At 48.1% G+C, this 15,164-nt stretch carries 11 protein-coding genes and 1 pseudogene; 4 read left to right on the forward strand and 8 right to left on the reverse strand.

Annotated features, from left to right (window positions below; genetic code table 11):
- Nucleotides 1-51: 51 nt before the first annotated feature.
- Nucleotides 52-328 (reverse strand): annotated as a pseudogene (locus ACFVQB_RS24155) (transposase); the annotation flags it as partial.
- 370 nt (nt 329-698) lie between these two features.
- Nucleotides 699-1,025, reverse strand: coding sequence for an MTH1187 family thiamine-binding protein (locus ACFVQB_RS24160; RefSeq protein WP_379445156.1), 327 nt, complete (start codon nt 1,023-1,025; stop codon nt 699-701).
- Nucleotides 1,026-1,785: 760 nt separating this feature from the next.
- Here ACFVQB_RS24160 and ACFVQB_RS24165 point away from each other — a divergent pair.
- From ACFVQB_RS24165 to ACFVQB_RS24180, 4 genes are all read left to right on the forward strand, one after another.
- The gene (locus ACFVQB_RS24165) at nt 1,786-4,119 is read left to right on the forward strand and encodes a ribonucleoside-diphosphate reductase subunit alpha (protein ID WP_379445159.1); all 2,334 of its coding nucleotides are present in this window, start codon (nt 1,786-1,788) and stop codon (nt 4,117-4,119) included.
- A gap of 208 nt (nt 4,120-4,327) precedes the next feature.
- Nucleotides 4,328-5,359 (forward strand): ribonucleotide-diphosphate reductase subunit beta, encoded by a 1,032-nt coding sequence (locus ACFVQB_RS24170; RefSeq protein ID WP_024632189.1) that lies wholly within the window; start codon nt 4,328-4,330, stop codon nt 5,357-5,359.
- Nucleotides 5,360-5,545: 186 nt separating this feature from the next.
- On the forward strand, nt 5,546-6,520 hold the full coding sequence (locus ACFVQB_RS24175) for an SMI1/KNR4 family protein (RefSeq protein ID WP_379445166.1): 975 nt from the start codon (nt 5,546-5,548) through the stop codon (nt 6,518-6,520).
- A gap of 17 nt (nt 6,521-6,537) precedes the next feature.
- On the forward strand, nt 6,538-7,572 hold the full coding sequence (locus ACFVQB_RS24180) for a phosphotransferase family protein (RefSeq protein ID WP_379445171.1): 1,035 nt from the start codon (nt 6,538-6,540) through the stop codon (nt 7,570-7,572).
- A gap of 94 nt (nt 7,573-7,666) precedes the next feature.
- Here ACFVQB_RS24180 and ACFVQB_RS24185 read toward each other — a convergent pair whose 3' ends face one another.
- The 6 genes from ACFVQB_RS24185 to ACFVQB_RS24210 all read right to left on the reverse strand — a co-directional run bounded on the left by ACFVQB_RS24185 (nt 7,667) and on the right by ACFVQB_RS24210 (nt 15,143).
- Nucleotides 7,667-9,478, reverse strand: a complete 1,812-nt coding sequence (locus tag ACFVQB_RS24185; RefSeq protein WP_379445175.1) for a S9 family peptidase — start codon at nt 9,476-9,478, stop codon at nt 7,667-7,669.
- Nucleotides 9,479-9,599: 121 nt separating this feature from the next.
- Nucleotides 9,600-10,307: a 4'-phosphopantetheinyl transferase family protein gene (locus ACFVQB_RS24190; RefSeq protein ID WP_379445178.1), complete on the reverse strand. Its 708-nt coding sequence runs from the start codon at nt 10,305-10,307 to the stop codon at nt 9,600-9,602.
- Between the two features lie 113 nt (nt 10,308-10,420).
- Nucleotides 10,421-11,644 carry a M16 family metallopeptidase gene (locus ACFVQB_RS24195; RefSeq protein WP_379445181.1) on the reverse strand — a complete coding sequence of 408 codons (1,224 nt, stop codon included), beginning with the start codon at nt 11,642-11,644 and terminating at the stop codon, nt 10,421-10,423.
- Between the two features lie 16 nt (nt 11,645-11,660).
- Nucleotides 11,661-12,959 (reverse strand): M16 family metallopeptidase, encoded by a 1,299-nt coding sequence (locus ACFVQB_RS24200; RefSeq protein ID WP_379445185.1) that lies wholly within the window; start codon nt 12,957-12,959, stop codon nt 11,661-11,663.
- Nucleotides 12,960-12,981: 22 nt separating this feature from the next.
- The gene (locus ACFVQB_RS24205; RefSeq protein ID WP_379445188.1) at nt 12,982-13,962 is read right to left on the reverse strand and encodes an LpxL/LpxP family acyltransferase; all 981 of its coding nucleotides are present in this window, start codon (nt 13,960-13,962) and stop codon (nt 12,982-12,984) included.
- Nucleotides 13,959-15,143: an arginase family protein gene (locus ACFVQB_RS24210; protein ID WP_379445192.1), complete on the reverse strand. Its 1,185-nt coding sequence runs from the start codon at nt 15,141-15,143 to the stop codon at nt 13,959-13,961. The genes ACFVQB_RS24205 and ACFVQB_RS24210 overlap by 4 nt, the downstream gene beginning before the upstream one ends.
- Nucleotides 15,144-15,164 lie beyond the last annotated feature (21 nt).

Here is a 15,164-nt window from a genome sequence, read left to right on the forward strand (position 1 = left end):
CTCAAAAGCCCTTAAAAAGCATATTGGTGAAGAGAAATAACACCCATACGTTCAATAGGGACGAAGCAGAGGTTTATCCTGCTTTGTCCCTTTACGTTTTTCCGTCATTGCGGCTTTTTTAAGCAGATTGGGCAAGGCAAAGCCACCCTACCTCCAGGCCTACTTTTGGCAAGCCGCGAAGCAGGAATCTTCGGAATCTCCGGTTGTTTTTGATTTGTCCAAACACACTTTCGGGCTCGATCATGCGCCGAACCGAAAGTGTGTACTCTTCCTCGCTGCGAAGTCGTTCCCGCATCACGTTTTTTTGTCGCATATAGGTCAGACTGATGGCGAATTAAAAACAATCCTCAGTGTTAATTCAAATGGTCTTAAAGAGGATGAGGAGAAAGTTGTAACTGATCCATCTGGAAATACGGTTCGTATCAAAAACTACAAGGATCCCTGGTATTAAACAGAGCTGGCCTTAAAAAAGCTGGTTTGATCTTATAGTATCCTGAAATCATACAGCTTCGTATGGAGGTATCCTGCGAAGCTTTTATGAGTTTACATTCAGATATCAGAATACGATTTATCTTTTTAAGGTTGTAACACCAGTATCTCCTTCAAAAAATATAACATAAAAAGCTGCAATCCCCAGACAGGGGCTTGCAGCAATATACATAAGAAAACTTCTCTTAGATTACTGATAAAGACTTCCGTCAGTTCGGCCGCGCCTGACGGGATGCCAGTTTCTCCTGAACAGATTGTAGCTTCTGCACACTGGACGCATCCGGTTTGTCTCGACGATCGTCGATCTTGACGGATGTGGAGACACGCTGGGCTCCCGATAGAAACGGAGCTTCATGCAGAGCCGCAATTGCTGTAAATACTTCATTGAGCGGGCCTTCGATAATGGTACTCATGGAGGTCAACTGATATGTAATGCCCCGCTGCTTTTCCAATACTTTCTGCATATCCGCCACATAACTGCTCAAGCTGGTTGTCCCGGTGCCAATCGGAATTACGGTTACCTCTGCTATTGCCATTTCGCTCCGCCTCCTTGGGCCCCGCAAGTTACCGGTGCCGCTCATTTTTAGTCGATTTTTGCCTGTTTTTATTCTACCAGTTGAAGGAGCCATAATTCAAACTGACGTGATGACGTCATCTGATTTGACCAAAATTTTTTTTTGATAAATCTTCAAATCTTCCAGTCCTTTTCCTTTGCGGAATCTTGGCTTAAATGGTATACTCGGAATTACGTTTCACCGTGTTAACCCTGTTTACAAACACTATATGTTGGGTTACAGTAGGATAACAGCAACAAAATGTAGTAAAATTGAATTACCCCACTTCTATTAGTCATCTTCTGAAATCTCGCGAAAAACAGGATGGAATCACCTCCAAAGGCACGTCCCTGTAGGTGTAAATCGCTTTCTCGAAACAGACTTGACTCGGAGGTTAACGGGGCTATTTGGACTGCACCGGTATCCTCTAGTTACAGGCGTGTCTGCTATAGACAAAAGATTACATAAGCACCCTTTTCTGTCTTTTTTTGATTATTTAAAGACAGCAAGGAACTCAGGGCATCCATGGGCATTTTCAGCCAATAGGCAAGGGGAATGCTTTTTATGTGACCATGTTCTGCGTGCTGCTCCTATGTGCAAGATAAGTCAAGACTCGCTATCACCGCCGTTCAGTCCGCAAAATGCAGCTTATATCTTTATCTCACCGTAAGAAGACACTCAATTCTTTATATAAAGAATTTCTCCAATTTATCTCTTAAACATGCGAAAGCGAGGAATATTCATGCCACAAGTTGTGACCAAGCCGAACAACCGCCAGCTTGCCTTTGATGATATGCGCATCTCGGTATATGCAGATCGTATTCTGGAAGGACTGGACATGCTGGACAAGGAACGTCTGGTACGCGGGGTAAACAGCAAGCTCCGTCGTGACGAAGTTACCGGAGACGAGATCAGTAACGCTTTTATGATGAGCGCACTGGAACTGGTAACAAAGGAAGAGCCTAACTGGAAATTTGCAGCGGCACGCTCCCTGCTCACTTCCCTTTACAAGAAAGCGGCAACCAACCGCAGATACAAATCTTACCCGGAAGAGCCTTACGGCGCTTTCCACCCGCTTCTTGTGGATCTTGTGAAGAAAGGTATCTACCGCGAAGAACTGCTGGAATGTTACACCAAAGAGCAGATCGACGAACTTGCTGAATGCATCGATTACCAAAACGATCTGTTGTTCGACTACATCGGCTTGCTCACACTGGCAGAACGTTACCTTGCTCACGATTTTGACGGAAAAGTCATGGAGTTGCCTCAAGAGCGTTACATGGTTATCGCCATGTACCTGATGCATCAGGAGCCTGCTGAGAGACGTATGGATCTCGTTAAGGAAGCTTACTGGGCAATGAGCAACATGTACATGACAGCAGCTACACCTACGATGTCCAACGCGGGCAAAAAAGTGGCTGGACAACTCTCCAGTTGCTTCATTGATACCGTGGATGATTCCCTTGAGGGCATCTTCGATTCCAACACAGATGTAGCACGTCTCAGCAAAATGGGCGGCGGCATCGGCGTTTATCTCGGTAAAGTCAGAGCTCGTGGTTCGGACATCCGGGGTCACAAAAACACAAGTTCTGGCGTAATCCCTTGGATTCGCCAACTGAACAACACTGCGGTAAGCGTAGACCAGCTCGGAACACGTAAAGGTGCAATTGCCGTTTATCTGGACGTTTTCCACAAAGACATCCTGGCCTTCCTCGATCTGAAGCTGAACAATGGTGACGAGCGGATGCGTGCGCATGACGTATTCCACGGCATCTGCCTGCCCGACCTGTTCATGGAGCGAGTAGCCAGCCGCGGCGAATGGAGCCTGTTCTGCCCGCATGAAACGAAAAAAGTAATGGGCTGGAAAGACGAGAACGGTCGTCCACTCGGACTGGAAGATTTCTATGATGAGTCCGTAGGCGAAGGCGCATTCCGTGAGAAATATGAGGAAGCAGTCAACCACCCGCTGTTGTCCCGGATCACGGTACAAGCGATTGACATCATGAAACGTGTTATGAAATCCCAACTGGAAACCGGTACGCCTTACATGTTCTACCGTGATACCGTTAACCGTTCGAACCCGAACAGTGCACACGGCATGGTGTACTCTTCCAACCTTTGTACCGAAATCATGCAGAACCAATCTGCAACTGTAGTTGAAAAGGAAGAGCTCGTAACCAAAGATGGACAAACCCGCATCGTGATTTCCAAAGTTCCGGGCGATTTCGTAGTCTGCAACCTGAACTCCATTCACTTGGCACGTGCTGTGCCTCATGATGTATTGGAGCGTCTGGTACCGATTCAGGTTCGTATGCTGGACAACGTAATCGACATCAACAACATTGAAGTCCTGCAAGCCCAATACACCAACAGTCAATATCGTGCGGTTGGTCTGGGAACATTCGGACTTCATCACCTGCTTGCTCTCGAAGGCATTCGTTGGGAATCCGAAGAAGCAGTCACATATAACGATAATCTGTATGAAAAAATTAACTATCTGCTCGTGAAAGCCAGCATGGAGCTGTCCAAGGAAAAAGGACATTATCCGAAATTCCAAGGTTCCGATTGGCAAACAGGCAAATACTTCGACCAACGGGATTACACGACAGGTGAGCGCGTCGGCGAATTCGTTACAACTGAACAATGGAAAGAACTGCAAGCCCAAGTACAGCAAAACGGGGTACGTAACGCCTGGTTGTTCGCCATTGCACCAAATGGTTCAACGTCCATCATTGCCGGTTCAACAGCCAGCATTGATCCGCTTTATGAACTGTTGTCCTATGAAGAGAAAACGACATACAAGATTGCCAACCCGGCACCTGACCTGTCCGAAAAAACGATCTGGTATTACAAAACAGCGTTCATGGTGGATCAACATGCTTCCATCAATATGGCTGCTGCCCGTCAGCGCCACGTCGATCAGGGACAAAGTTTCAACTTGTATGTTCGTCCAGATATCAAAGCAACGGAATTCCTGGAACTGCATCTGCACGCCTGGAGAGCCGGCATTAAATCAACTTATTATGTCCGCAGTCGGGCATTGACTATTGAAGAATGCGATTCTTGCGCAAGCTAAGTTTTATCGTAATGCTGAAAGCTCACTAGATCTACGATGACTACCAGGGCATCCTGTTTTGAATGCAAAATGGCGTTGCCCTGGTACTTTTTTGCCCAAATCACGATCACAACATCATGAGATGTTGATATAGATGCCACATTACAGCCCCTAATATATAAGTTGAAATAATATAACAGTGTAAATTCATTCAAGGAGTGAACGGATTATGCAATTGCAGAAAATTTTCAATACCGAAGCGCCCAACCAGTCTACCCGTATCATTGAAGGGGAATGCTCAGGCATTCTGAACTGGAACGATATTCGTATGCCTCATATGTACAAACTGTACAAAGTACTGCTGCTCAACCACTGGATCGCGGATGAAATCCCAATGTCCAAGGATGCTTCCCAATTTGCCCAATTGGATCCGGAAGAACAGCGTACATTCAAAGTCAACATCTCCCTGCTCGCTGTATTGGACTCCATGCAAACGATGTTTGTAGGTGACGTGAAACGTTATTTCACGGATTCCTCACTGGAAGCAATCTCGGCAATCATTGGACAACAGGAAGTTGTACACAACCAATCGTACTCTTACGTTCTGTCCTCCATCGTGTCCGATCGGGAGCAAAAGGAGATCTTTGAATACTGGAAACATGATCCGGTGCTGCTTGACCGTAACCGGTTCATCGCCGACATTTACCAAACCTTCCGGGATAACCCGTCTCCACAGACGTTCTTCCAGGCCATGGTAGCCGATCTGGTACTTGAAGGTATCTTCTTCTATAGTACATTTGCCTTCTTCTACAACCTGGCCCGTGACCAGAAGATGATGGCAACCAGCCAAATGATCTCTTATATTCAGCGCGACGAGAACCAACACTGCTACTTCTTCGCTGAAGTGTACAAACAGCTGCTGGTAGACTTCCCTGAACTGAACACACCAGAGAACATGGACTATGTGTACAAAACGATCAACCGTGCCGTTGAACTTGAAACCAACTGGGCACACTACACACTCAGCAACGTACGCGGAATTGACCTGAACGAGTTGGAAGACTACATCAAGTACATCGCTAACAAACGTTTGCGTCTGATGGGTATGGAAAAAGCATACGAAGGCGTGGATGTGAACTGCATGCCTTGGATTAAACCTTTCTCCGACGAAGCGCTGAATGCTACGAAAACAGACTTCTTCGAAGCCAAATCCCGTAACTACGGCAAAGTCGGCGACGATAACGGATTTGACGATCTGTAAGTTGATCGATCCAGCGACCGCAACCTAAAACAAATACACAACACTCCCCCTGTTGGAACGTCTTGATGGCTTTCTGCTTGTGGGAGTGTTTTTATATACGACTGGAAAGGATACCCATCCATCCTGCAAGCTTGTAAGATATAATGGAAACAGGTTCACATTCCCCTATTGAAATGAGGCATAGTGATGGAAAGAGAACTGCTGGAACAACTAAACAAATGGCATGAACAGGACCAGTTCGCTCTCATTATTGAACGTATTCAACATATCCCTGAACCGGAGCGGGATTATGAGCTAATTGGACAACTTTCCAGAGCGTATAACAATGAAGGACGTTACCGTGAGGCTGTCCAACAATTACTATCCGTCAATGGGCAGGGAGCAAGTGACCCTCTCTGGCAGTACCGGTTGGGTTACGCTTATTATCATATGGCCATGTATGAGCAGGCACTCAAAGCTTTTGAGATGGCAAACGAGCTCTTGCCCCATGACGAATCGACTATCGAATTTCTCGAATGGACACGGCCCAAAGCTGAAAAAATGCAACAGGATCGACAACGCCATCAAGAGATATTGTTGGAATTGGAGCACAGCGGCAGGCTAAACAACCTTAGAGCCGCTTCCGGGCCCTACGATCCGGTTTCATTCTGGGAAAAGAGTGAATATGCGTTGGAAAGTTATGTATCTTCACCTTTTGACGAAGAGTTGATTCAAACCATTGAACAGGAGCTAGGCTACAAATTACCTGCCTCCTATATCCAGTTAATGAACACACAGAACGGTGGAATCCCTGCACACACCGTTTTCCCAAGCAAAGAAGCCACTTCATGGGCCGAAGACCATATCGCCATTACGGGGATTATGGGCATTGCGCGGGACAAGTCCAATACACTGGGTGGAGAATTTGGAAGTCGTTTCATGATTGAAGATTGGGGATACCCTGATCTTGGTGTTGTGATCTGTGATTGTCCATCTGCCGGACACGATGTGGTGATGCTGGATTATCGATTCTGTGGTCCTGAAGGCGAGCCAGCTGTGGTTCATGTGGATCAGGAAGACGATTATGAGATTACATATCTGGCGCCTAATTTTGAAGCTTTTATTCGCGGATTGGTTGATGCCGATACGTTTGATCTGTCTGACGAAGAGGATGAAGACTGAGATCGCAGGAGGGGCTTATGACAACCCGTATATATTTTGGCTCCAATAAACTTGGTGAGATTGAGCGAGCATCCTTGCAAAAGGCGCTTCATGATTTCAATCTGGGAACACTTATGGATTATAAGCGAACCGATGAAGGTGTGATGGGTCAGACACTTCTTATTCTCTCTTCAGAGGGAGAATATATTCTGAAAGGCAACCCATTATATGCGGGACAACTTCAGGAAGAGCAGTTTTTCGTAGAACAGCTGAGAACTCACACCAACATTCCTGTACCTGATCCATATTTATTGCATGAAGATACCGACATATTGGGCTGGAGCTATGCCATCATGCCCCGATTACCTGGAATGCACCTGCAAGATCCGTCATTACAGGCTTCACTTTCACAGGAGGATCAGGAGAACATCGCTACGATGCTTGCCCACTCCTTAGCAGAACTGCACCGTTGGAAGGTCCCTGACGCGGGAGAGTATGATCCTGTAGCAAAGCAGATCGTTCCCTTTGCGGGCAAATATCCGGACTGGTTGTATGGGACAATTCATCACTGGCTGCAGGATGCTGCAAAGTACTCTGTGATAACAGATGAAGATATACAGTGGGTGGACGAGCAGTTAAAAAACGCTGAATCTGCATTCCAATCCATGCCTGTTCCCGGATTTGTGATGGGGGATTTTAAGGTCGAGAATTTTTTAATTCAGAAGAATGGTAGCCTTGCTTCGGGATGGCAAATTAGTGGTCTGTTTGATTTTACGACGGCCTATTTTGGAGACGGTACAGCTGACTTAACCAAAATGACAGCCATGTATGTACGCGAAGGCCAACCCGAACTAGCCAGACGATTCCTTCACGGTTACCGGGACGTGGTCTGCGCAGCAGATACGGAGCGATACCAGCACTTTGCCACCCGTCTTAGGGTGCATCTGCTCTATCAGCGTATTTTGTTATGGGGTGAATGCAAAGCAACAGGCCGAGTGACCTGGGCAGCGGATATGCCTTTTGCGCATTGGGCGGAGCAGTACATGAATTCGGTTATTGCTTTGCTGGATTAGCATACCAAAAAACCGCCAGAACGATGAGACACACGCTCTCCTGGCGGTTTTCTCAAACCATCATATATTTAAATCGGTGATACGACCATATGAATTACGCTTGTGCAACCGGCACTTCCTGATGTTTCTGCAAAAACTCCAGCATCCGCCGATAAACGAGAATCTCATTCGTTTTTCTGGAGAAGCCATGCCCTTCATCATCCAGAACGATGTATTCCACGTCTACCCCTTTCCCCTGCAACGCGGCCACGATCTGATCGGATTCCGCCTTCACGACCCTTGGATCATTGGCTCCTTGAATGACCAGCATCGGGTTCACCATATGGTCCAGATACGTAATCGGTGAATCCTTCGTTAAGCGTTCGTGGTCACGGACCGGATCACCCAGCCAGTTGTCCATCATCGGTTTCCAGTCTTCCGGCACAGATTCCAGGAATGTGAACAGGTTACTTGGCCCAAAAATATCGACCGCAGCGCGGAATAATTCCGGGTGACGTCCTGCCAGCAGCAAGGTCATATACCCACCGTAACTGCCCCCCACCACGAACAAGCGATCCGGTGACGAGATACCCTCGTCAAACAGCCAGTTTATACCGGCAACACAGTCCAGCCTTGGACCTTCGCCCCAATCCCTCTCAACCATCTTTACAAATTCGGCGCCATATCCAGTGCTTCCCCGGAAGTTTGGAGCAAAAATATGATACCCCTGAGCCAGCATTAACTGGAACATCGGACGGAAGAACTTCGCTTCTGATGCCTGTGGCCCCCCATGCGGCCAAAATACCGTGTAACCATTAGCCTGCTCCGGCTTTGCCTTGAAAAAAAGCGCTTCGATCTCCAGTCCGTCATAGGAGTTATATCGAATAACATCCGGGTAGACGAGATCGCTCGGATGAAGTCCCGTTACCCGATTGGCAGTCAACGGCTCCCATGACTCACTACCTGCCATCAGCCGATAGATATTATGCGGCTGGACAGCTCCGCGCCCCGATATATACACGTTGCCAGCCTTGGTAACCGTCACATGTTCTACGGTATCCAGCGGCATGTCCACACGCCGAGGCTGCTCGGAACCTTTGTCCAGCGCGTACATTCGATTCTCGGGACCTGTAAACGTCCAGAAGTATAATGTCTCTGAACCCTTATGCCAACGGATGATTTCCACGTCTTCTCCCTCCACTTTGCACAGAGGACGAAATTCATGAGTGTCAAGCTGGTATTCAGCCACATAGGAGTACGGTTCGTTATCATTTGTAATCATGAGAAGCTGATTATTGTCTGCAAACAGGACATACGGAACCTGACTCTGCCGTTCGGAGACCGGAATAATGGATTCTGACTCACCGTTCCGGTACACGTATGCTGTCTGGTAGGTATTGGAGTATACATTCAAGATCACATAGGCTTGTTCATCCGAACTCACAGCAACCAGATTGCTTGTCACCTCTTCCCCCTGATGCAGAAGCTCATCCTCTCCCGTTTCCAGGTTAATTCGGCGTGAATTGAGATAGTTCGGGTTATCCCTACTTGTCATATAGTAAAGACGCTGTCCATCCTCGGACAGATGGGAGAAATAACAACGATCATTGGGCTCTGCCGGAACAACAGGAAATGGGACCCCGCCTTCCGGTTGAAGTGCATACAGATGGTAATTCTCATCCCCGTCCCGATCAAACGCCGTGAGAATATGACGTCCTTCCGGGTCTGGCTTGATAAACTGGCTGCTCTGATTCAAATACGTCAAAGGATACGGGTAGCCACCCGGCAGATCCATCGCCCAGATATTGGGCTGGCCATTCAGATTGCTGTCAAAAAACAAACGTTTCTCGTCGGCCGATACGGCAAAATGGGAAATCCGATACGTCTGGAAATACTGTTCCACATCCGGTTTGGGAAACTGAATCATGACAAACCTCCTTGAGTATGAACGAAGTATCAAACAGTGGTAAATTAAGGGTATATTTATCCATATTATATGTACATCCATTGTTTACACAATAGATATGTAAGCTATTTCCTATTCAGATTTAAATACATGACATCCATCGGATGGAGGCTTGTACTTTTCCTTCCAAACATAGCGCGGCAATATACCCGCTTCCCACATCCAGCTCCCGAAGCATATAAGATCGTCCCTCGCGTTCAACCAGATTCATCTCAGCAGAATGTTCATCCACCGTATTTAACATTCTCCATTGTCCGCACAGGGCTTGACCGGAGGCTTTGATCCAGGCCTCCTTGCGTGTAAGCATCTCCCACAACAGACGGGAACGCTCTTGCCCTTTCTGCACACCATTTAGAATATAACCCTGCTCCTCCACGGTCAAAAATCGGTTGATGATGGCTTGCTGACGCAGCAGTGGACGCATCCATTCAACGTCTACGCCAAGCTCGGCACTACTGGACGTAGCTGCCAGAACACACAGACCCTTCGTATGCGATAGACTGAACCGGGGACCACCCTGAACATACGGCTTTCCAGAGATACCATAATTGAATTGAATATCGCATGCTTGCAGCTGCATGTATTGTGCCAGCACACTTCGCAGGAAAAGTCTCGATGTCATCCAGCAATGAGCCTCTAGCAAGGAGGATTTCCCGATTCTGGACATCCGCTGCTGTTCCTCTGGAGCAAGTGTAGCTTGAGCGATGGTCACAGCTGACTGCACCTGATCCTCGCTTATGGGAAGAGCTTGCTTCCAGAGATGGATCTCCGTTTTTCCGCCATCCAGCATGAGCCTGTCCCTCCTGCGACTTCATACTCCTACGTTGAGACGAAAATGATGTCCTCCGTGACACCAAAAATCATCTAATTATCTTGAATTATCTTCATCTGCCCACTTTACAGTTAGCGTAAAACAACCATTCGCAAATGAGCAGACGCTGCCACTTTTCTCAAACCGCTTATAATCTCTTCTTCTGTCAATTCCGATACATACGTACCGATCTGCATATAGTCCAGTCCAATCACTTTATGCTCCGATACATGCATACATCGCTGTTTTAACGAGTCCATATCGGTATAATACCGACTTAGCCATTTCAATCGTGCAACCTCCAGATTGTTCAGGGTTACGCCTCTCTCCTGAATACGATCACACCGCTCCTCAATAAGGGTACGCAATGAAGCCGGGTCTGTTGAATAACCGCAAGCGTTCGAAAATGCAAATTCCTGGCGATAATAATGGTCCCAGGCTGCTCCTTTGCCGAGCAGACCCGATTTGATGCACTCCGCATAAAAATCGGAAGTTTCACCCAGAAGCGCTTCGATCCCAATCATGCAGGCGACCTGATCCTTTAACTCCATTCCACTCTCGGCCCGAAATCCAAACCTCACAAGAGACAGAGGCAACCCGAATTCAAGTTCCAGATAACGTTCTCCGGACTCCTCCCCCCTCCGATCCCACGGAAGCGCACCATGTAGAGAAGCCGTCCCGTACTCCCGAACCGGATATTGCTCCAGTATTTCGATAACGGCCTCCGATTCAACCGGACCTGCCACAGCTACCGCCATGTTTCCTGTGGAATAATAATTGTTGTAGGCAGTATTCAGCACATCCGGTGTCAATTGATACAGACTGTCAGGTGTGCCAGCAACATCCGATGTTATAGGGTGGTTATTGCCATACATCATCTGAGTCAGCTGCTGCAAGGCTCGCCAGGATGCCTGATCTTCATACATGGACAGTTCCTGATAGATGGCCGCTCGTTCCTTCTCAATATGTACCGGGGTAAAATAAGGCGTTGCCAGCGTCCGGATAAACAGTTCCATACTTGGCCTAAACTGGCCTGTGCAGGCCATCTGATATGTCGTTACATCATAACGAGTCAATGCGGACGTTGAAGCCCCAAGAGCATGAAACATTGGTTTTACAGGTTGCTCATCCGGATTGTAGAACATCATGTGCTCCAGAAAATGAGCCCGCCCTGGCAGTGCAGCATCATGAATCGATCCATAAGAAACGGAACACGAAACGAAGGTATGATGAAAATGGGATTCAGGGAAGATGCAGACGTAGAGGCCATTGGACAAGCGCCGCTGGGTGGGCGCGACATTCACAGCAATATTCATGATTCTCCTCCTACAGCTATGCCGAATATTCGCTCTCGGGGTACAAAATCCAAGTCACTGCTTTTTTCAATCCGGAAGCCACCTCTGCCACTTGCTCGGATGTAACACCCGCTATGGCATCCAGAAATTGCGGGGTGGTCATGTGGACCTGATGGAGCAGCCGATCCATATGGAGGGTCACAACCTGCTCAGGCAAATCGTAGCCCACTTGCACATAATGCATCACATTTTGAATGGCCCTGTTCAACTCACGCTGATGGATGTCTCCGCTGCATAATTTCAACCATTCCGCATCGATCGCTTCAAGAACCTCTGTTGCATAGCCGCTGCTTGTTCCCGTTGTCACATGAAGCGTTCCGCGATAATCATCCAGTGTGCTGTAGATTTGATATACCCATTGCTTTTGTTCACGAAGTCCACACTGGAGTCTTGAGGCAGGCGTGGCGCCAAACAACGAATGAAAAAGAAACAAGGCAGGGTAGTTGGAGGCCCCATAATCCACTCCGGTGTCAAATGTCACATTAATTTTGCATTGCTGAACATCCATCAGCTCCATCATCAGTTCGCCTTCTTCCCGCCGCTCAGCAGTTTGATGTTCCCGTGTTAGGAATAAAGCCCGCTTGTCATCCATGCCCACCTCCGCTTCATCCAATGTCCGAAATGCAGACAGGACAAGCCCAATCATGGGATCAGGCTCAAAATCACCGATAACATGAACATGAATTGGACAACGAATTACCTCTCTATACCATTGCAGCAGTTCACCCTCGCGCACACAATGCCGAAGCTTCTCAAGTTCGGTAGCTCTGCCTCGTTCTGCATATCCCAGCCATTCCAGACAACGCCCCCGCACTACCTTATCCCATTCAGAGATATCGTAACCGGCGTGATGCTCTGCCCACCTGATCTCTTCCTGCACCTGCATCTCATCAAAATCAAAATCACCACTGGATACCGGCCACAGCATTAGCTCCGCAAGCAGTTCCAGCGCCTCCTTCGTTCGCGCCTCTGGTAGGGGCAGTACTCCTCCAGGAGTACGCAAACGAATGGATGCAAGCTGTGCATCCCCCTTGTACTCAAAATTGCACCCAGGCTCGTCCGCATATAGGGTCCACAAATGCTGGCGCAGCTGTCTTTTATCCAGCAAGCCCGGATATGGGTTAAGCAGCAGACGAACAATGACCATAAATACTGCTGCCGGAATTCTCCCTTGTTCGTTAACGATATTGAGATGGATATAGCGGCTTGCATATTGGCGTGTCGGCATTACATGAACCGACAGCTGATTGCGCTGCTCCGTAATAAATGACTGCATCCTGCTCCCCCTTATCAGGCGGTTAACCCAAATTGTAAATCATACCACTCTCGGTGTTCAGTCCAAGCTGACCGAATCCATCCAGCGGTCTGGAGAACCAGTCCAACCGATCCTCGCCTTCATCCAAGCGAATGGGAATCTCGTCCTCTTTCCAGTGAATAACCTGCTGATGGTGTCGGTCCCAAAATCTCCAGAGTGCAGGCTGCTTCCACAGCTGAGCACGAAACGGCTCATAAACACGTTCTGCCGATGCCTCAATGTCCTCTTCCAATGTGAAAGGAGGCAGAAAAACAATTTTCGAACGGAAATCCTCGGTCAACGTCATGAAATAGGGACATACAGGCTTGCGAGCCCTTGCTAAAATGCGAAATATGCCGCTCCTCGTCCGAATCCGTGAGCTAAGAAAAGGAAGTTCCACTGCGCGGTTATCCGTATTGAATCCGGTCTGTCCATCCACAAAAAGATTAAATGAACCTCCCTTCCGCAAATGGGAATATAATCGGATGCCAATCATTTCGTCCTCTGCATTAAGCAATTCTGCTCCTGCATATTGCCGGATGGAATTCCAGGCCTCCAGCTTCTGCTCCTGCTTCACAGTCCCTTGCTCAGCCACCAGATAAAAGGGGAGTTTGGCATTGATATGTCCTGCGCGAATCTCTTGTCCAATTGTAATCATATTGTGTCTGACAAAACCGTAGTGCCAGGTCAGCAAAGCTCCGCCTTCCTTAAGCGTGGCCCTTAGATGCTCGCGTCCCTCAACCTCATCCCACTCCATAAAGGAAAACGGGCTTTTTTTGTGTTCATCAATCGTACGCAAAAATGCCAGATAATCCATCCAGATCGACTCAGGAGACATTGCCGGCTGAAGGGGTGCAAGCTCCTTAACAATATTCATCAACGCATAGAAGTAGCCGAGTTGAATGCCGTCTGTTCTTTCCTTGCAGAGCTGATCCCGTACCTGTTCCCGGTGAAACGTATATAATGATCGAAAATCCTTCATCATCGCGGCTCCTTTGTTCCCTTATTCATGAATGCTCCCGTTCCCGACAGTATACCTTCCCTGACTGCATCCCCATCGACAGGCGAAGCAAACCGGCGACGATTCCGGTCCATGCCGTCTAGCATATAAGCCAACATGCGAAGCGCCAACTCGTATTGTCCGGGAATGTTTCTGTCTGATGACACACCCTGTCCTTCAACCATGTCCATACCGAGATAAGGAAGCGGGGCATCCAGCGCTGCAACGACGCAGTTTCGAATGTTCTGCCAGGTCGGTCCTCCGCCAATGGGAAAATCAACATAAGGAAAGCTTCCAGGATCAAGGCAATCCAAATCAAAGGTCAGATAAGCCGAATCGATATCGTATCTCTCCCGAACCTCATTCAGGACGCTGCGCACCTTCTCCGGTGTCATTTGCTCCGCTGATATCTGTATCAAGCCCGGATGTCTGTACATCTGGTCTGCAGAGCGAAGACCGCGCAGACCGATCTGTACAACAACCTCAACAGTCCCATCTTCCAACAGATGTCTAACGAAATTGGAGTGACTGGGCAGCTCCTGATGAATAGCATCTATACCGCAATCATGATGGGCATCGAACTGGACCATAACCCTGCGGCTTCCTTTGGCCTTTGGCATACGTTGAAGCACGCCCCGTGTTATCGAATGATCGCCACCCAAGCAACAGAGCAACGCCTGATGTTCTCTGGCACACTCCAGAGCCGAGGCAATTCCTCTTGAATAGGGCAGTTCTGCATGATTATCCGCTTCTTCCATGAGGCAAGAACCCCAATCCTGCATGACCACGTCTTCAAGCAACCGTGTTCCATTTCCGATATCATATAATCCCGAATTCCCTGATTCTTTTAATGACGCATACAACACTTTTTTATACGATTCCGCACGTAACGCGTGCACGAACCCGGATACAGAGGAATTCTCCAAGCTTGTTCCACCGGAATAGGGAATGCCCAAGATACAGAGTTTGGGTACCTGCTGTCCGATAAGCGGCTGATACAAAAAAAAAGGGACCTCCGGGGGTTCAACCCCCGGCAAATCCGGAGGGAATTGTGGCTCCAGCGTGTGCTCAGGCTCAAGTTCATAGAACTGGCCGAACGTTTCATCCGCAGCGATCCATGTATCTCCGATACGACGCACGAGATAAGCAGGTTCGGAATATTTCATGCAAGATCCTCCTTTACTTAG

The sequence above is a fragment of the Paenibacillus sp. NPDC057886 genome (assembly GCF_042796655.1).
Taxonomy (GTDB): domain Bacteria; phylum Bacillota; class Bacilli; order Paenibacillales; family Paenibacillaceae; genus Paenibacillus.